Origin of the sequence: Acinetobacter sp. CIP 102529 (genome assembly GCF_000368325.1) — a bacterium.
Taxonomy (GTDB): domain Bacteria; phylum Pseudomonadota; class Gammaproteobacteria; order Pseudomonadales; family Moraxellaceae; genus Acinetobacter; species Acinetobacter parvus.
In genome coordinates, this window is record NZ_KB849355.1 from 1,880,332 (window position 1) to 1,898,739 (window position 18,408).

The window sequence follows — 18,408 nt, forward strand, 5'->3', positions numbered from 1 at the left end:
CATATGATTAAAAAAGCAATTTTACCCGTCGCAGGTTTAGGCACTCGTTTTTTACCTGCAAGCAAATCCATTCCAAAAGAAATGGTGACAGTAGTCGATCGTCCCGCAATTGAGTATGTGGTACGTGAGGCAGTTGAGGCTGGGATAGAACAAATTATTTTGGTGACTCATTCATCTAAAGCATCAATTGAAAACTATTTTGATCGTAATTTTGAGCTTGAAACAACTTTAGAACAAAAAAAGAAATTTGATTTGCTTAAGGAAATTACTGATATTTTACCGAAGCATGTGAGTGTGGTGAGTGTACGCCAACCGCAACCTTTGGGATTAGGTCATGCAGTGTTATGTGCCAAAGATATTGTGGGTAATGAAGCATTTGCAGTGTTATTGCCTGATGTACTGGTTAAGAACCAAAGCTGTGATAATGATTTGTCATTAATGATCCAGCGTTTTGAGCAGTCTCAAGCTGCTCAGATTATGGTAGAGGCAGTTCCTGACCATTTGGTTGATCAATATGGTATTGTAGATGTTGCGATTTCTCCGAATGAAGGGGAAAGTGCTATCATGCAGGGAATTGTTGAGAAACCTGCTGTAGGTACTGCGCCATCCAATTTATCTGTGGTAGGGCGTTATATTCTACCTGCTGAGATTATGAGCCTATTGGAGAATACGCCTCGTGGTGCAGGAAATGAAATTCAACTCACAGATGCGATTGCAACATTGCAGCAATCACAAAATGTTGAAGCCTATCGGATGAAAGGGCAAACTTTTGATTGTGGGAGTAAGCTTGGATATCTAAAAGCAGTACTACATTACGGTATTGAACATCCGAAATTGGGCGCAGAGTTTAAGGGTTTGATTCAAGAATTAGCCCTATAATTTAGGGTAAATGGTTATGAAAATTGCAATCTTTGGTAATACTTTATATGCAGGCGTGATGTCTGCATTATTGTCTGAATCTGGACATTTTGTATATTGGTGTTCTCATATCAACCCAAATGAAAATGGTCAGCAATATTCTTTTCATGATGAAAGTGTCAGTCGATTACTTGAAAAACAACTCACTAGTGGATTTCTGATTTATCGTGATTTGGATAGTATTCCTTTAGACATTGATGCTTACTTATTTAGTTTTAATCAAACCCAAAAACAACAAGTTTTTCAACTATTGGCATCACTAAAACAGCGTCCAATTATTCATCCTAAACTGATGATCAATGCATCTACCTTTGGCTTACATGGGACTGAGCATTTTCAACAAATTCTTTCTGAAGATGACTGGGCCTATTTACCAGATACCATCCAAGAGGGAAATGCGTTACAAAGTTTAACTCAGGCAAAACACTTAATCGTTGGATGCATAGAGACCGCAGTACAAAAAAAGATTAAAGAATTGTTAAGGCCTTTCTTCCCTTTGGATCAGCAATATCTGTTTATGCCAATTCTGGATGCTGAGTTTACCAAGCTGAGTATTTCTGGCATGTTGGCAACACGAATTAGCTATATCAATGATCTTGCTGTCGTGGCGGAAAAACTGGGGATTGACATTGCTTCAGTACGTCAGGGAATGGCTGCCGATAATCGCGTTGGTTCAGCTTATTTATCTCCAGGCGCAGGTTTTGGCGGTGAGAATTTCTCACATGATATTTTAACCCTTGCCAATACTGTGGCAAATACAGGGGTTAAAAGTCAGTTGCTTGCGCAAGTTTGGGACATTAACGAACAGCAGAAAGAAATCTTATTTCGCAAACTGTGGAATTATTACCATGGTGACTTACATGGCAAGACAGTTGCGATTTGGGGTGCTTCATTTAAAGAAAATACCTCAAGTATTCAGCAGTCACCGATCCATCCCATGTTGGCAGCTTTATGGGCTCAAGGAGTCACAGTACGTTTACATGATCCACAAGCTTTAGATGAAATCGAAGCGATGTATGGGCAACGTGAGGATCTTATTCTATGTAAAGACCAATATGTGGCCATACAAGGTGTACATGGCTTATGTATTTTGACGGCATGGAAACAGTACTGGAGTCCTGACTTTAAGCAATTAATACAGTTGATGTCACACCCTTTGATTCTGGATGGTCGTAATATTTATGATCCGCATTATGTGAAAGCTCAGGGCTTTGCATATATGGGGGTGGGGCGTTAATTATGGTCAAAAATATCCAGCCATTTTTGTTAAAAGATCAGCAAGTGGTGATCGAAAATCTATCTGATTTACAGGAACAATCTAAAGAGACGCATCTTAATCAATTATTTGCAGCCGATCCTTTGCGTTTCCAGAAATTTTCAGTTGAATATGATCAACTTGTTTTAGATTTTAGTAAGCATCGAATTAATCAGCAGATTTTAGATGGGTTGGTTGATCTAGCCCAGACCCGAGATTTGGCGCAATGGATTAGAAAGCTATTTTCAATCGAGCAGATTAATTACACTGAACATCGGGCTGCTATGCATTGGGCATTGCGTTTGCCCAAATCTGAACAGGGTTGCTCTGAAATTAACCAACAGGTGCATACACAGTTAGCACGTATGTATGCCTTGGTTGAGAAAATTCATGCGGGACAATACCGTGGTGTGACGGGTGAAGTCATTCAGGATGTAGTGAATATTGGTGTGGGTGGTTCCGATTTAGGTCCATTAATGGTCACTCATGCCCTCTCAGACTATAAAACAACCACAAGTAAACCTTTAGGTATTCACTTTGTTTCGACCATGGATGGCAGTCAGCTTTCTGATTTGCTGCATCAATTACGGCCAGAAACCACTTTATTTATTATTTCGTCCAAGTCTTTTGGTACGATTGATACGCTTTCTAATGCCCAGACAGCACGTCAATGGTTAGAGAACACATTAGGTGTAGACAATAATATTCTCAAACATCATTTTATTGGGGTTTCTACGAAACCAGACAAGATGACCGCGTGGGGTATTGCATCTGATCACCAATTATTATTATGGGATTGGGTTGGTGGTCGCTATTCCTTATGGTCCTGTATTGGTCTGCCGATTGCGCTGAGTATTGGGGTAGAGGGCTTTAAGCAACTATTAACTGGTGCTTATGCGATTGACCAGCATTTTCAAACAGCTCCATTTCACCAAAATATTCCCGTACTTATGGGATTGTTAGGTGTATGGAATAATAATTTTCTCGATATTCAGACTCATGCGGTACTGCCTTATGATGGGCGGTTAAAGTATTTTGCAGCCTATTTGCAACAGCTTGAGATGGAGTCAAATGGTAAATCCATCCAGCGGAATGGTGTGAAAGTGAGTTCAGCGACCTGCCCAATTGTCTGGGGAGAAGTTGGACCGAATGCGCAACATGCTTTCTATCAACTCTTACACCAAGGAACACATTCGGTCAGCTGTGATTTTATTGCGCCAGTGAAACGTTATAATGCCAACCAATTTACCTATGCTGAAAATGCAGAGGCCTTAGTTGAGCAACATCATTTGGCACTCTCAAATTGTTTGGCTCAATCGCGTTTGCTCGCCTTTGGCAATCAGGCGCTCTCAGTAGATGAGCTAAAAGATTTACCTAGTTATAAGCAATATGAGGGTAATCAACCGAGCTCAACCATTCTATTAAAAGAGTTGAATCCCTATAGCTTAGGGATGCTTATCGCATTGTATGAACATAAAGTGTTTGTGCAATCTGTTTTATGGAATATCAATCCCTTTGACCAATGGGGTGTTGAAAAAGGTAAAGAAATCGCCAATCAACTATTACCAATTCTAAATGGTGAACAGGGTGATTTATCGGCACTCGATGCATCAACTCAAGGTTTATTAAAAATTTTATTAGGAAAAATAGATGGCTAAGATTTTAGTTGCAGGTGGTGCTGGCTATATCGGTTCTCATACTTGTGTTGAACTGCTAAATGCGGGGCATGAGGTGGTTGTATTTGATAACCTGTCGAATAGTTCTGAAGAATCTTTACATCGTGTACAGAAATTAACCAATAAGGATTTGGTTTTTGTTAAAGGTGACATCCGATTTGAACAAGAGGTTGATCAGGTGTTTCAAGACCACCAGATTGATGCTGTGATTCATTTTGCTGGTCTGAAAGCGGTTGGGGAAAGCCAGCAAATTCCATTGGTTTACTTTGATCACAATATCGCTGGCAGTATTCAGTTAATGAAGTCGATGGAAAAAGCAGGTGTATTTAGACTGGTGTTTAGTTCGTCGGCAACGGTTTATGATGAAGCGAATATATCCCCATTGAATGAAGATATGCCAACAGGCATGCCAAGCAACAACTATGGCTATACCAAGCTCATCATTGAGCAGATGCTACAAAAGTTGGCGCAAGCAGATTCACGTTGGTCGATTGCATTACTGCGTTATTTTAATCCAGTCGGCGCACATAAAAGTGGTCAGATTGGGGAAGATCCTCAAGGCATTCCAAACAATCTCATGCCATATGTGACACAAGTGGCTGTTGGTCGTCGTGAGAAATTATCCATTTATGGCAATGACTATGACACGATTGATGGAACAGGTGTGCGTGATTATATTCATGTGGTAGATTTAGCCAATGCCCATTTATGTGCCTTAAATAATCGCCTTGCTGCGCAGGGATGTCGTGCATGGAACATTGGCACAGGCAATGGTTCATCCGTATTACAAGTCAAAAACACCTTTGAGCAAATCAATGGTGTGCCTGTTGCGTTTGAATTTGCACCACGTCGTGCAGGTGATGTTGCTACTTCATTTGCAGACAATACGCGTGCATTGAGCGAGCTCGGTTGGCAGCCTCAATATACATTGGAAGATATGCTGGCGGATAGTTGGAATTGGCAAAAACAAAATCCAAATGGATATCAATAATTATTGTTTCATATAAACAGGGAGTAACAGCTCCCTGTTTTTTAACTTTTCGCTTATCCTTGAATCAAATCTGTCAACTCATCCACATAATTTTGCATCGGTTGCGGGTTTTGATCGGCACGGCTTTCAATATTTAAACGCAATAAAGGCTCGGTATTCGATGCGCGGACATTCAAACGCCACGCACCAAAATCAAGACTCACACCATCGGTACGGTCTACTAATGGATTTTGGTCCGCATAATGATCAAAAATCTTTTGTACCGTTGCTTGTGTATCTGCTACTTTAAAATTGATTTCACCGCTACATGGAAATTTGGTAATCATATTCTCAACTAATGTTGAAAGTGATTGACTTGTTTCAGAGAGTAGGGCAATAGTCAGTAACCATGGAATCATGCCACTATCACAGTACGCAAAGTCACGGAAATAGTGATGTGCGCTCATCTCACCGCCGTAAACCGCATTATGTTCACGCATTACATCTTTAATAAAAGCATGCCCAGATTTTGATTGAACCGCGATACCTTGATATTGATCTACGATATCAAATGTATTCCAAACTAGGCGTGGATCATGCACAATTTTTTCGCCAGATTGTTTGATTAAGAATGCTTGTGCCAATAAGCCAACGATGTAATAGCCTTCGATGAATTGACCTTTTTCATCAAACAAGAAGCAACGGTCAAAATCCCCATCCCATGCAATACCCATATCTGCATTGTGCGCAAGCACAGCATCGCGGGTGCTGTCACGGTTTTCAATTAAGATTGGGTTCGGAATCCCATTGGGGAAAGTCCCATCCGCTTCATGATGAATTTTAATAAATTCAACAGGAATATTCAGTTGTTGGAATTTCTGTTCAATTGCATCAATGACATGGCCTGCTGCACCATTGCCTGCATTCACTACTAGCTTGAGTGGTTTAATTTTCTGTGGATCAATATAAGTCAGTAGGTGTTCAACAAACTCAGGTAGGATATTATAGTTTTCAGTTGTACCTTTTTGCTCAACTTCGGTAAAAGTACCTGATTCAGCGAGTGCTTGAATGTCTTTTAGACCCGTATCAGCACTGATTGGACGTGCATTTTCACGAACCAATTTCATGCCATTGTAGTCCATCGGGTTGTGGCTGGCAGTTACTTCAATGCCACCTTGTACATCAAGATGGAAAGCGCCGAAATAAACTTCTTCGGTACCCGTCATGCCTAAATCTAGAACATTGACACCTGCATCATTAAGACCACGAATGGTTGCTTGCTTTAAACCTTCACTGCTCAGACGGATGTCACACCCAATCACCACTTTTCTAGGTTGATAGATTTGTCCGTATGCACGACCAATTTTATAGGCGATTTCTTCGTTCAGTTCTGTGCCTAATTTTCCGCGAATATCATAAGCTTTAAAGCAAGTCAGTTGAGTCATTTTGAGAAGAGCTGTGTAGTTTATTAATATGTTGCAGTATACAAAGACTGGGCTGGATTAAACAATCGTAGATACAGATTAAATCATTTATAACTGACTTAGCCCTAGATATACCGATTTCAATATATTCAAAGTATCTCCTTATATACATAATAAAAAATGGTTGTTCCACGTGAAACAACCATTTCCAGTTTATAATGATGGATGGGTTAAGCTGATTTAGCTAACACTTCAGCCATTGCTGTGGCAACTTTATAAATATTATTCATATTTAAACCTGCAACGCAGATGCGACCACTACGTACAAGGTAAATTGCATATTCTTCACGTAAGGTGTCGACTTGCTCGCCTGTCAAACCTGTGTAGCTGAACATGCCTTTTTGATTGACAAGGTAGCTAAAGTCACGGTCAGGAAGTGCTTTAGTCAACTCATCTTTTAAGATGCTACGCATTTTGATAATGCGCTCACGCATCTCTTTGACCTCGACTTGCCATTGTTGATTCAGATCAGCGTCATTGAGCACCTGATCAACCAACCATGCACCCGTTGTTGGAGGGCTAGAATAGTTGCGGCGTACGGTTGCCTTTAATTGACCGAATGTGCATTGAGCCGCTTCAGCATCGTCACAGACAAAGGTTAGGCCGCCCACACGCTCACCATAAAGTGAGAAGATTTTAGAGAACGAGTTGCTGACGATGAAGTTTAAACCAGCTTGGTCTAGAGCACGAATCGCATAAGCATCTTGTTCCATACTATCGCCAAAGCCTTGGTAAGCGATGTCAAGGAATGGAATCAAGTTACGCTCTTTTAATACTGCAATCACCTGATCCCATTGGGCTGGATTGAGATCCGCACCTGTCGGGTTGTGGCAGCAAGGGTGTAATAATACAATGCTTTGATCTGGCAAAGTTTTTAATGTCGATAACATGCCATCAAAATCAACGCCACGTGTTTCAGCATCGAAATATGGATAGTAGTTGCTCTTGATGCCAGCACCATTGAAGATCGCAACATGGTTATCCCACGTTGGTTGGCTGACCCAAACTTCTGAATTTGGGAAATAGGTTTTTAAGAAATCTGCACCAACTTTTAATGCACCTGAACCACCAAGCGTTTGAATGGTTGCAACACGACCTTGTTGAATAGCAGGGCTGTTTGCGCCAAACAATAGAGCTTGAATTGCGTCACGGTAAGGCTTAAAACCTTCCATTGGAAGATAAAGTTTGGTTTTATCATTTTTAGGGGCAATACGTTTTTGCGCTTCGATAATGGTATCAAGCTGAGGAACGATACTGTCTTCGTTATAGTATAAACCAATACTTAGATTAACCTTTTCAGCGCGTGGATCAGCATTAAACTGTTCCATTAAAGAGAGAATTGGGTCGCCTGCATAAGGTGGGATATGTTGAAACATTAACAATGTCCTTTTATTCAACAAGGTGCATGGATGTGTCTTGTGGAGCGCTGCTCCAGATGCCCAATAATGTACCAATAAAGCGCCTATGAAGCACGCTGTTATTTACATTTCTGGTACAGTATTTACTTACAAAAATTCGTATAAAATCGATCGATTATAAGGATTGTCTACAATCAAGCTGTCATACCATGGTCGTAGCATACGTAATATAAATACTGGGAAAAATGCCTTGAATCAATTGAAATAAAGTACTTAAATTTTATTAACAATATGTTTTATATATAATTATTTTATGTATTTAGTGCCTTTTTCAGAACATTCTATTGTGAGTCAAGCGAATAGTATCGACTGGATCAGTCTATTTTATTGTCGACAATCCTATTGCATTTTTTCTTCTATCTCGTTATAAAATCATCAAAACTGTAGAGATTGTCGACAATATGCAAGATACCCTTGTTCCTCAAGCCATCAGCACCAGTCAGAGTATTACGCTGACGGAACATGTATTTAAGCAAATTCAATCAGCAATCGTGTTAGGACAAATTCCTGCGGGCAGCAAAATTTCAGAGCCCGAATTAGCGCGTATTTACGGGATTAGTCGTGGTCCATTGCGCGAGGCGATTCATCGTCTCGAAGGGCAGAGATTGGTTGAGCGTACGGCACATGTTGGTGCGCGAGTTGTTTCTCTTTCTCTACAACAATTTAAAGAACTTTACCAAATTCGTGCTTCACTTGAAGGCTTAGCTTGTAAGCTGGCTGCACAGCACATTGATAAAAAACAAATTTTGGCATTGCGTGATGTGTTGCGGATGCATGCTGAAGATGAAAATTTTAAAGCAGGTAAGGGTTATTACCTACAAGAAGGTCAAGACGATTTCCATTACTGCATTATCAAAAGCAGTGGCAATAAAACCTTAGAAAAAATGTTATGTGACGAGCTGTATCACCTCATCCGTATGTATCGAATTCAATTTTCAAATACCCCTGATCGACCAAGCAAAGCTTGGGATGAACATATCCGCATTTTAGATGCGATTGCAGAGGGTGATGGTGAGCTTGCCGAAATGCTCATGCATCGTCACATCAATGCATCCTACAAAATTGTTGAGCAAACATTGCTGCAAACCCAAGGAGAACATCAACATGGCTAAATCTGCTGGTCAGCTATTCCGCGACGCGGTCGCAAATGAAAAACCATTACAAGTGGTGGGTGCGATTAACGCCAACCATGCATTGTTAGCAAAACGTGCTGGTTATAAAGCTATTTATTTGTCAGGTGGTGGTGTTGCGGCAGGTTCGTTAGGTTTACCTGATTTAGGGATTAGCAACCTTGATGATGTGTTGACCGATGTACGCCGTATTACGGATGTTTGTGATCTACCCTTATTGGTTGATGTGGATACAGGTTTTGGTGCTTCCGCATTTAATATTGCACGTACCACCAAGTCGATGATCAAGTTCGGTGCAGCAGCAATGCATATCGAAGACCAAGTGGGTGCAAAGCGTTGTGGACACCGTCCTAACAAAGCGATCGTGACCCAACAAGAAATGGTAGACCGTATCAAGGCAGCGGTCGATGCGCGTACTGATGAAAACTTTGTGATCATGGCACGTACCGATGCACTTGCAGTTGAAGGTTTGCAAGCAGCCATTGACCGTGCAGGGGCATACATTGAAGCAGGTGCGGATATGTTATTCCCTGAGGCGATCACTGAATTGGCAATGTATAAGCAATTTGCTGATCTGACCAAAGTTCCAGTATTAGCGAACATTACTGAATTTGGTTCTACGCCATTATTTACCACTGAAGAATTGGCTTCTGCGGATGTGAGCATTGCGTTATATCCACTTTCAGCATTCCGCGCGATGAACAAAGCAGCGGAAAATGTGTATGAGACTCTGCGTCAAGAAGGCACACAGAAGAACGTTGTTGACACCATGCAAACCCGTCAAGAATTGTATGAGCGCATTAACTACCATGCGTTTGAACAGTATCTTGATGGAACTTTTGCAAAGAATAAATAATCTCTGAAATTTACCCCTCCTAACCTCCCCTTAAAAAAAGGGGAGGAACCTCACCAATCAGATCACATTTTGATTTCGTGAAAGTCTCCCCCTTATAAGGGGGAGATTTAGAGGGGGTAAAAGTGCAAACACATAAACACCATAAAAAGGTCAATCTTATGAGCAGTAATGAAACACCAGTCGGCTTCAAGCCAAAAAAATCAGTTGCGTTAAGTGGTCAAGTTGCAGGCAACACAGCACTTTGTACCGTAGGTCGCAGCGGCAACGACTTACACTATCGTGGTTACGACATTCTTGACCTTGCAGTGGGCAGCCAATTTGAAGAAGTGGCGCACTTACTTGTACATGGCAAACTGCCAAACAAAGCTGAGTTGAAAGCATATAAAGCAAAACTGAAAGCACTTCGTGGCTTACCAGCAGCATTGAAAACTGCACTTGAGCAGTTACCACCATCTGCACACCCTATGGACGTGATGCGTACAGGTGTATCAGTTTTAGGTTGTTTAACGCCTGAACATGAAGACCACAATGAAGCAGGTGCAAAAGACATCGCTGATAAATTGATGGCAAGCTTGGGTTCAATGTTGTTGTATTGGTATCACTTCAGCAACAACGGTCGTCGTATTGAAGTTGAAACGAATGATGACTCAATCGCTGCACATTTTCTCCATTTACTTCATGGCGAAGCGCCATCTGAAGAATGGATTCAAGCCATGCATACCTCTTTGATTCTGTATGCAGAGCATGAATTCAACGCTTCTACATTTACTTCACGTGTTGTTGCAGGTACAGGTTCAGACATGTACTCAGCAATCACGGGTGGTATTGGTGCGTTACGTGGTCCTAAACATGGTGGTGCGAACGAAGTTGCTTTCGTGATTCAACAACGTTATGACAATGCAGACGAAGCAGAAGCAGACATCCGTAGCCGTGTAGAAAAGAAAGAAGTGATCATCGGCTTTGGTCATCCTGTTTATACCATCTCTGATCCACGTAACGAAGTGATCAAGAAAGTGGCGCGTGATCTTGCAGATGCTCAACAGAACACCAAAATGTACCTTATTGCTGAACGTTTAGAAGCAGTGATGAAAGAAGTGAAGAACATGTTCCCGAACCTCGATTGGTTCAGCGCGGTGAGCTATCACCTCATGGGTGTTCCAACGGCAATGTTCACGCCATTATTCGTAATTGCACGTACCGCAGGTTGGTCAGCACATGTGATTGAACAACGTCAAGATGGCAAGATCATTCGTCCAAGCGCGAACTACACTGGCCCTGAAAACCTAGAATTCAAACCATTGGCGGAGCGTGGTTAATGTCGAATCAATACCGTAAACCGCTGCCAAATTATCAAGGCGATACCCAGCTCGAATATTATGACGTGCGCCAAGCCGTTGAAGATATTCAGCCAGGCGCATACGAGACCTTGCCATACACTTCGAAAGTGTTGGCAGAACAGCTTGTGCGTAAAGCTGATGCAGAAAATTTAACTGATTATTTAAAGCAATTGATTGAACGCCGTCAGGACATGGATTTTCCTTGGTATCCTGCACGTGTGGTATGTCATGACATCTTAGGTCAAACCGCACTCGTCGACCTTGCTGGTTTGCGTGATGCGATTGCTGACAAAGGTGGCGATCCTTCTAAAGTGAACCCAGTAGTTCCAACGCAGTTGATCGTGGATCACTCTTTGGCAGTTGAATATGGCGGCTTTGATCCTGACGCGTTTGAGAAAAACCGTGCGATTGAAGATCGTCGTAATGAAGACCGTTTCCATTTTATTGAGTGGACCAAAACCGCTTTTAAAAATGTTGATGTGATCCCTGCGGGCAACGGCATCATGCATCAGATCAACTTGGAGAAAATGTCTCCAGTGATTCAAAACCGTGATGGCTTGGCTTTCCCTGATACCTGTGTGGGTACAGATTCTCACACACCACATACCGATGCGCTTGGCGTAATTTCAATTGGCGTGGGTGGTTTGGAAGCTGAAAATGTCATGCTTGGTCGTGCATCGTGGATGCGCCTACCAGACATTATCGGTGTTGAGCTAGTCGGTCAGCGTCAAGCAGGCATTACTGCAACGGATATCGTACTCGCTTTAACTGAGTTCTTGCGTAAAGAGCGTGTTGTTGGTGCTTATTTAGAGTTCTTCGGTGAAGGCGCTGACAGCATGTCTGTAGGCGACCGTGCTACGATTTCGAACATGACACCTGAATATGGTGCAACAGCGGCGATGTTCTACATCGACCAGAACACCATTGATTATTTACGCCTGACGGGTCGTGAAGATGCGCAAGTGGCATTGGTTGAGCAATATGCCAAAGAAATCGGTCTTTGGGCATCGGATATGAGCAAAGCCCAGTACCAACGTGTACTTCGTTTCGATCTTTCAACCGTGACTCGTAACATTGCAGGGCCATCGAACCCACATGCACGTGTTTCAACCAGCGACTTAAAAGCCAAAGGCATTGCAGGGAATTTAGATCTTGCGAAAGCACAAGAGGCAGAAGGTTTAATGCCTGATGGCGCAATCATCATTGCGGCAATTACTTCTTGTACCAATACTTCAAACCCACGTAACACTGTGGCGGCGGGTCTATTGGCACGTAAAGCCAATGAACTGGGCTTAGTACGTAAGCCTTGGGTGAAATCATCATTTGCACCAGGTTCTAAAGCGGCGGCATTGTATCTTGAAGAAGCTGGCGTACTCAAAGACCTAGAGAAACTTGGTTTTGGTATCGTAGCCTATGCATGTACTACGTGTAATGGTATGTCAGGCGCGCTTGATCCAGTGATTCAACAAGAAATCATTGACCGCGACCTGTATGCGACAGCGGTACTTTCAGGTAACCGTAACTTCGATGGTCGTATCCATCCTTATGCAAAACAAGCGTTCTTGGCATCGCCTCCACTTGTGGTAGCGTATGCGATTGCAGGGACAATTCGTTTTGACATCGAAAAAGATTCATTGGGTACAGACAAAGACGGTAATCCAATTTACCTGAAAGATATCTGGCCATCTGATGCTGAAATCGATGCACTGGTAAAAGAAGCTGTGAAGCCTGAACAATTCCGTAAAGTCTACATTCCTATGTTTGACCTCGGTGAAGTTGAGCAAGCGGAAAGCCCACTTTACGACTGGCGTCCAATGAGTACTTACATTCGTCGTCCGCCGTATTGGGAAGGGGCGTTGGCTGCACCACGTACTTTGACCAACATGCGTCCGCTTGCAATTTTGGGGGATAACATCACGACTGACCATTTGTCGCCTTCAAATGCGATCATGATGGATTCGGCTGCGGGTGAATACCTACACAAAATGGGCGTACCTGAAGAAGACTTCAACTCATATGCGACACACCGTGGTGACCATTTGACTGCACAACGTGCAACATTTGCCAACCCGAAATTGTTTAATGAAATGGTGGTTCGTTCTGACGGCACGATTAAACAAGGTTCAAAAGCGCGTGTAGAGCCTGAAGGCGAAGTGATGCGTATGTGGGAAGCGATTGAAACTTACATGAACCGTAAGCAACCTTTGATCATTGTTGCAGGTGCGGATTATGGTCAAGGTTCAAGCCGTGACTGGGCAGCGAAAGGTGTTCGTCTTGCAGGTGTTGAAGCAATCGTGGCGGAAGGTTTCGAGCGTATTCACCGTACTAACTTAGTGGGTATGGGCGTGTTACCGCTTGAGTTTAAAGCTGGTATAAACCGTAAAACTTTGGGTTTAGATGGTACTGAGCTGTATAGCGTAATTGGTAATATTGCACCGCGTTCGACTTTAACTTTGGTGATTGAACGTGCGACAGCAGATGGTAAAGAAGAGATTGTGGAAGTGCCTGTGACCTGTCGCCTAGATACGCTTGAGGAAGTTTCTGTGTATGAAGCGGGTGGTGTATTGCAGCGTTTCGCACAAGACTTTTTAGAAGGTCAAGTGGCTTAATACTTTAGCTAAAAGTGATTGATATTTTTGTAAAAAAACCCTATCTTGATGATGGGGTTTTTTATTAAATAAGAATATAGGGTTAGAATATGCCTGATAGATTAGAATTGACAAAAAATGTTCTATTTTTTAAATCTAATGTTTCGCCTAATGACATTGTAATTCATGAAATACTCAAATTAGCAACTGATAATAAAGAAGATAATACGCAATTTATAATAGATAAATTTAGAACTAAGAAGCAGACACAAACAAATATTGATTACACTTTATCAATTAAAGTCTTTTCAACAGTCAGACCAGTTCATTTCTTAGATGATGATAATTATGAAGACCGTATTTATGCCTATATAATTTTAATGGAGATAGATGATTATTTAGTTTTACTAAGTAAAAGCTGTTCGACATATTTACAGTTTGTAAAAGATAGTTTTCAATTAATTGATGTTAGTGAGTTGAGTAAATTAGTTGGAAAAAATGCTGATTTCCAAAAAATATCATTACGCAATATGACTGTTTCAGAAAAAGCTATTAGAAATAGATCATTTGAAGCAAGTGATCTGGAGGGATCTTTTTCAAGTCATTCAGCAGGACGTTCAGTCCCATCGTACTTTAAAGTAAGGGAGCAAGGGCAAACGAAGTCTATTTCAGCGAGTGGTAGATTTGTTGAATCATCGTCTAGACAGTCTGTTGAGAGCATAGTTGAATGGGCACATAGTCAAATTCAATTAATTAAAAATGCTAAAGAGAATGAGTTTCTTCAAATATTTGCAAAAAAAGTTTTATTAAATGATGTGCTTTCTTCTTGTAATCCAGCAGCTTTATTAATTGATGTTTCTGCAATTGAGGAAAGGATAGAGGATGGTATAATTTCATTAAAATATGAACGAAAAAGAAAAGAAAAAATAAATGGTAAAACTAAGCGTGTTAAAAAAGTTATAGATGTACCTAATGTAATATCTGATAAATTATTTCTTCGACTTGGGGCTGTGTATGAAATAGATTCTAATCTAGACATAGTTAGCTTAGAAGAATCCACAAAAATAAATAGAAATAAAAAACATTGTCTATTTATTCGAAATTATTGAGAAATTTTAAAATCGAAGAAAATGGTAAGTTAGAAAGCCTTTTAAATTACATTAATAAAAATGGGCTATTCTGTTTAACTTTTGATAACCCTCGATATATGTACTGCATGGAGAGTTGCTTCGAGGATGTATCTGGGGTGTCTGAAATAGATTCGATTTTAGCTATGCTTTATCCTCAAAATAACATCAAACAAGTTACATCAGAAAAAGGAGAATTTAGTACTGTACAAGAAGCTTTTACACCAAATTCAATGTTTAATTTTGTAGAAATGATACATTCAAATAACGATTATATTTTTTGTGATGATTTAGGTGATGAATGGGCAGATCATTTAACTATTGATTTAAAAGACTTTAGTATTAATTTTATTCATTCAAAATATTCGAATGATGAAACTAACTCAGCAAGTAGATTACAGGATGTAGTGGGGCAAGGTATCAAAAATTTAGGAAATATGCATTTTTCAAGACAACAAATATTAAATAAATACTCCACGACTTTTGCAGATTCATATAAGAGTGGAAAGGGTGCTAATGGTAAAGGTAAGGGAGTACAAACTAAAATTTCTAGGATTCGCAAGGATGCTGGTAATTTTAAACAAGATATTGATTTAATTTTAAAAAACCCAAAATTACATAGGAAGTGTATCCTGAGTTGTAATTTTATTTCAAAATCCAACATAGAAAAAGAACTGAGAAAATTACAACAAGGACATAAAGTTGGAGGGCATATTATTCAATGGCTATGGATTTTATCTTCATTTTCTCATGCGGCTAAAGATGCAGGTGTTTTTCCAATGATATATTGTGCCCCTTGAGAGATAGTGGGGAGATAATGCTTGGGAGGAAAAAAAATCTAAGCTCTTTCTTAACCTTTCCGACATCACTACTCGTCAGAAAGGTCAATAAATAATCAAAACTATCACGCTATAGTATATGGACCATTTCTAAAATCTATGGAGAACAAAGATGGTTACTGCTGGCGAAAAACCTGGAACAGGCTTCTATTTTTGTGTTCAATGCGGACACCGCACCTATTTAGAAATTGGTACTGATCGTTTACCTCCGTGTACCAAATGCCTTGGCAATCAATTCAACAGTAAGAATGCCTAAGCCGCAAACACCAAACAGTTACCCACTGTTTTGAATAAAAGCCCTGTCACTCGATAGGGCTTTTTTGTTACTGTAAAATATGAAATAACAAGATAGCGATATCTGACAAAAATAAGGAAAATCCAGATGGAAACAATTTTAGGACTTTGTATCGGCGTAGGATTAAGCGCAGCCTGTGGTTTTCGTGTCTTTGTGCCTTTATTGATGATGAGCATTGCAACTTTGTTGGGTTGGTACGAACCTGCCAAAGGCTTTGAATGGTTAGCCATTCCATCTGTATGCGCTGCACTTGGATTTGCAACCATCTGTGAAATCGCAGCTTACTATGTGCCGTGGGTCGATAATCTCTTGGATACCATTGCCACACCTGCTGCTGTAGTGGCAGGCACACTCAGTACGATGGCAGTCAGTAGTGGAGAAATGTCTCAGTTTGCGACTTGGGCAGCCGCACTGATTGTGGGTGGTGGGACGGCAGGCGTGGTGCAAATGAGTACGGTCGCTGCACGAGGTGTTTCAACAGCAACCACTGGTGGACTGGGAAATTTTGTAGTGGCAACAGGTGAGTTGCTTGGCTCAATTGTGTTGTCGATTTTGGCATTTATTATGCCTGTGCTGATTACGGTGTTGGTGATTGTTTTAGTGATTGTGGTCGCACGTTGGGTACAGAAAAAAAGACAAAATAATTTTGATCAGTCAGCTTACTAAAAACAAGGATAGAATATGGACTTGATCAGTTTAAAAAACATCATAAGTCAAACATATTTTTAGGGTTCAATATCATGAATGGATATATTGACCATCGAAAAAAAGTTTAAAACAGAGTAAATTACCATCACTTTTTGATTTTGCGTTTTAGCCTATGGCAATCACTTGGATTCTATTCACTCTCATGGCCGCTTTCATGCAGGCGTGGCGTAACGCATTTCAAAAACAACTCAGTACCACGGTTGATGTCTATGGAACAACGCTGGCAAGGTTTTTATTTTCCCCCATCTTTGCCTTTAGCTATCTGGCATTTCTCTATCTGCACCAACCTGTCACAGCGCAGGTTCATTTCTCCCATAAATTCTGGGTCTATGTGGTGATTGCGGGCATTAGCCAGATTTATGCCACAGCATTAATGGTCAAATTATTCCAGCAGAAGAACTATGCCATTGGTGTCGGGCTAGCCAAAAGTGAAGCCATTTTGGCGGCTTTGGTCGGTGTTTTATTCCTACAGGAGCATTTAACAGCCTGGGGCTGGGTGGGAGTATGGATTGGTGCAGTGGCAGTCTTTCTACTGAGTAAAGGTCGTCAACACACTGAATTATCATTTAAAACCTTAATGATTGGTTTGGGAAGTGGATTATGCTTTGCCATCACTTCATTACTGGTCCGCGAAGCCAGTCTGGAACTGAGCATGTTGCCGTTCCTGCATCGTGCAGGATGGGTACTTTGCAGCCTGATCAGCTTTCAGTGTATTATACTTTTACTCTACCTAGGGATTTTTAGCCGAACAACACTTTATAAAATGTGGCAGCGTCTTGGCCTAACCCTGCGCGTGAGCATCTGTAGTTTTCTCGCCTCAGTCGGTTGGTTTAGTGCCATGAGTATGCAAACGGTGGCAATAGTCAAAACCCTGGGGCAGGTCGAAATATTATTTAGCCTACTGATCTCAGCATTTTTCTTTAAAGAGAAGCTCGCCAAAACCGATCATTTGGGTTTGTGGTTGGTGATTGTGGCCGCAATTATGGTGATTTGGGCTTAAATCTGTTTTTTAAGTAAAAAAATACACAGATAAAACAGGATATATCGGAAGATAATAGGTAAATCTATGCTTTATTTGGAAAATAATTCCAATTATAAAACTGGATATGCAAAATTATTTCATGGATGGCTAGAAATAGTAATTTTTAGGAAAACAATCCCACAGCAATCTGCCTAAACTATGTCTCAAGGGTTGAGGAACGATTAAAGTTCCGTAAGGGGATCGAAAAGAGTAGCATGCACCGAAGCTTATCAAGCAAGTGTGTACTTGTCCAAAAGGTCTCGATTCGGCTTAGGACGCTATAGATCAAAAGTTTATAGGCAGAGGTTATAACTTACAAAGTTATAGGTGTTGAAGTAAACAACATATTTTCCCTTGATACCCTGAAAAATTTAATGAAATAGAATATGACCAATCAGACTTAAATAATAAAAACCACATCAATAAAATCTAATATAAATGTGAAGTTCATCGATAAAGCTTTGCTATTTTGAATAGAAGTCGATATTTTTATATTAAAAAACAAAATGATATAATTGAAACAATAGGTAAAACCAAAGAATGATCACAGGAAATAGGTCAGAACAATCGTAATCATTCCCAAAAAAGATGTATTTGGACTGGTAACACGCAAAACCAAGGATATGGTTTCATTCAGGCAACTGAGTCTGGCACGGGCAAAAGACTACCTGATTGCTTTTCTTAATCGTGAAATTGCGACACTGGAAGAGATGTATAAAGAGAATTTAGCCAAGAGCAATAAAAATTCGTAATTGGTCTTAAACAATCAGCTTAAGGACTCTTGCT

Annotated in this window: 15 protein-coding genes and 1 pseudogene; 14 read left to right on the plus strand and 2 right to left on the minus strand. The window is 40.7% G+C overall.

What is annotated here, in order from left to right; all coding sequences use genetic code 11:
* The first annotated feature begins 3 nt into the window (after positions 1-3).
* The 4 genes from galU to galE are packed head-to-tail and all read left to right on the plus strand — an operon-like array spanning position 4 to position 4,840.
* Positions 4-879 (plus strand): UTP--glucose-1-phosphate uridylyltransferase GalU, encoded by an 876-nt coding sequence (gene galU / locus F972_RS14395; RefSeq protein ID WP_004770071.1) that lies wholly within the window; start codon positions 4-6, stop codon positions 877-879.
* 16 nt (positions 880-895) lie between these two features.
* The gene (locus F972_RS14400) at positions 896-2,155 is read left to right on the plus strand and encodes a UDP binding domain-containing protein (protein ID WP_004770073.1); all 1,260 of its coding nucleotides are present in this window, start codon (positions 896-898) and stop codon (positions 2,153-2,155) included.
* A 2-nt stretch (positions 2,156-2,157) separates the two neighbouring features.
* A complete protein-coding gene (gene pgi / locus F972_RS14405) occupies positions 2,158-3,831 on the plus strand; it encodes a glucose-6-phosphate isomerase (RefSeq protein ID WP_004770074.1) in 1,674 nt (557 codons plus the stop codon).
* A complete protein-coding gene (galE, locus tag F972_RS14410) occupies positions 3,824-4,840 on the plus strand; it encodes a UDP-glucose 4-epimerase GalE (RefSeq protein WP_004770075.1) in 1,017 nt (338 codons plus the stop codon). The genes pgi and galE overlap by 8 nt, the downstream gene beginning before the upstream one ends.
* Positions 4,841-4,893: 53 nt before the next feature.
* On the opposite strand, the gene F972_RS14415 is transcribed toward galE, so the two are convergent.
* Positions 4,894-6,264, minus strand: coding sequence for a phosphohexomutase domain-containing protein (locus F972_RS14415; RefSeq protein WP_004770076.1), 1,371 nt, complete (start codon positions 6,262-6,264; stop codon positions 4,894-4,896).
* Between the two features lie 209 nt (positions 6,265-6,473).
* Positions 6,474-7,679 (minus strand): amino acid aminotransferase, encoded by a 1,206-nt coding sequence (locus F972_RS14420; RefSeq protein WP_004770077.1) that lies wholly within the window; start codon positions 7,677-7,679, stop codon positions 6,474-6,476.
* A 443-nt stretch (positions 7,680-8,122) separates the two neighbouring features.
* Here F972_RS14420 and F972_RS14425 point away from each other — a divergent pair, with 443 nt between their 5' ends.
* The 10 genes and pseudogenes from F972_RS14425 to F972_RS16380 all read left to right on the plus strand — a co-directional run.
* Positions 8,123-8,833 carry a GntR family transcriptional regulator gene (locus tag F972_RS14425; protein WP_004756736.1) on the plus strand — a complete coding sequence of 237 codons (711 nt, stop codon included), beginning with the start codon at positions 8,123-8,125 and terminating at the stop codon, positions 8,831-8,833.
* The gene (gene prpB / locus F972_RS14430) at positions 8,826-9,707 is read left to right on the plus strand and encodes a methylisocitrate lyase (RefSeq protein ID WP_004680108.1); all 882 of its coding nucleotides are present in this window, start codon (positions 8,826-8,828) and stop codon (positions 9,705-9,707) included. The genes F972_RS14425 and prpB overlap by 8 nt, the downstream gene beginning before the upstream one ends.
* A 158-nt stretch (positions 9,708-9,865) precedes the next feature.
* A complete protein-coding gene (prpC, locus tag F972_RS14435; RefSeq protein WP_004770078.1) occupies positions 9,866-11,023 on the plus strand; it encodes a bifunctional 2-methylcitrate synthase/citrate synthase in 1,158 nt (385 codons plus the stop codon).
* On the plus strand, positions 11,023-13,653 hold the full coding sequence (acnD, locus tag F972_RS14440) for a Fe/S-dependent 2-methylisocitrate dehydratase AcnD (RefSeq protein ID WP_004770079.1): 2,631 nt from the start codon (positions 11,023-11,025) through the stop codon (positions 13,651-13,653). Before prpC ends, acnD begins: the two co-directional genes overlap by 1 nt.
* Before the next feature lie 89 nt (positions 13,654-13,742).
* Complete coding sequence (locus tag F972_RS16370; protein WP_004770080.1) at positions 13,743-14,741, plus strand: hypothetical protein; 999 nt, start codon at positions 13,743-13,745, stop codon at positions 14,739-14,741.
* A gap of 137 nt (positions 14,742-14,878) precedes the next feature.
* Positions 14,879-15,559: a hypothetical protein gene (locus F972_RS16375; protein ID WP_228127558.1), complete on the plus strand. Its 681-nt coding sequence runs from the start codon at positions 14,879-14,881 to the stop codon at positions 15,557-15,559.
* Between the two features lie 151 nt (positions 15,560-15,710).
* Positions 15,711-15,854, plus strand: coding sequence for a zinc ribbon-containing protein (locus tag F972_RS15620; RefSeq protein ID WP_004637424.1), 144 nt, complete (start codon positions 15,711-15,713; stop codon positions 15,852-15,854).
* Between the two features lie 126 nt (positions 15,855-15,980).
* The gene (locus F972_RS14450; protein ID WP_004770083.1) at positions 15,981-16,559 is read left to right on the plus strand and encodes a DUF4126 domain-containing protein; all 579 of its coding nucleotides are present in this window, start codon (positions 15,981-15,983) and stop codon (positions 16,557-16,559) included.
* A gap of 154 nt (positions 16,560-16,713) precedes the next feature.
* Positions 16,714-17,601, plus strand: coding sequence for a DMT family transporter (locus tag F972_RS14455; protein WP_004770085.1), 888 nt, complete (start codon positions 16,714-16,716; stop codon positions 17,599-17,601).
* A gap of 590 nt (positions 17,602-18,191) precedes the next feature.
* Positions 18,192-18,374, plus strand: a pseudogene (locus tag F972_RS16380) (hypothetical protein); the annotation flags it as partial.
* Positions 18,375-18,408: the final 34 nt, after the last annotated feature.

Bases quoted from the DNA above. Each gene is read 5' to 3' on its own strand.
- F972_RS15620 (WP_004637424.1), top strand. From the start codon at position 15,711: ATGGTTACTGCTGGCGAAAAACCTGGAACAGGCTTCTATTTTTGTGTT.
- galE (WP_004770075.1), top strand. From the start codon at position 3,824: ATGGCTAAGATTTTAGTTGCAGGTGGTGCTGGCTATATCGGTTCTCAT.
- F972_RS14425 (WP_004756736.1), top strand. From the start codon at position 8,123: ATGCAAGATACCCTTGTTCCTCAAGCCATCAGCACCAGTCAGAGTATT.
- F972_RS14455 (WP_004770085.1), top strand. From the start codon at position 16,714: ATGGCAATCACTTGGATTCTATTCACTCTCATGGCCGCTTTCATGCAG.
- galU (WP_004770071.1), top strand. From the start codon at position 4: ATGATTAAAAAAGCAATTTTACCCGTCGCAGGTTTAGGCACTCGTTTT.
- pgi (WP_004770074.1), top strand. From the start codon at position 2,158: ATGGTCAAAAATATCCAGCCATTTTTGTTAAAAGATCAGCAAGTGGTG.
- F972_RS14420 (WP_004770077.1), bottom strand. From the start codon at position 7,679: ATGTTTCAACATATCCCACCTTATGCAGGCGACCCAATTCTCTCTTTA.
- prpB (WP_004680108.1), top strand. From the start codon at position 8,826: ATGGCTAAATCTGCTGGTCAGCTATTCCGCGACGCGGTCGCAAATGAA.
- F972_RS14450 (WP_004770083.1), top strand. From the start codon at position 15,981: ATGGAAACAATTTTAGGACTTTGTATCGGCGTAGGATTAAGCGCAGCC.
- F972_RS16370 (WP_004770080.1), top strand. From the start codon at position 13,743: ATGCCTGATAGATTAGAATTGACAAAAAATGTTCTATTTTTTAAATCT.
- prpC (WP_004770078.1), top strand. From the start codon at position 9,866: ATGAGCAGTAATGAAACACCAGTCGGCTTCAAGCCAAAAAAATCAGTT.
- F972_RS14415 (WP_004770076.1), bottom strand. From the start codon at position 6,264: ATGACTCAACTGACTTGCTTTAAAGCTTATGATATTCGCGGAAAATTA.
- acnD (WP_004770079.1), top strand. From the start codon at position 11,023: ATGTCGAATCAATACCGTAAACCGCTGCCAAATTATCAAGGCGATACC.
- F972_RS14400 (WP_004770073.1), top strand. From the start codon at position 896: ATGAAAATTGCAATCTTTGGTAATACTTTATATGCAGGCGTGATGTCT.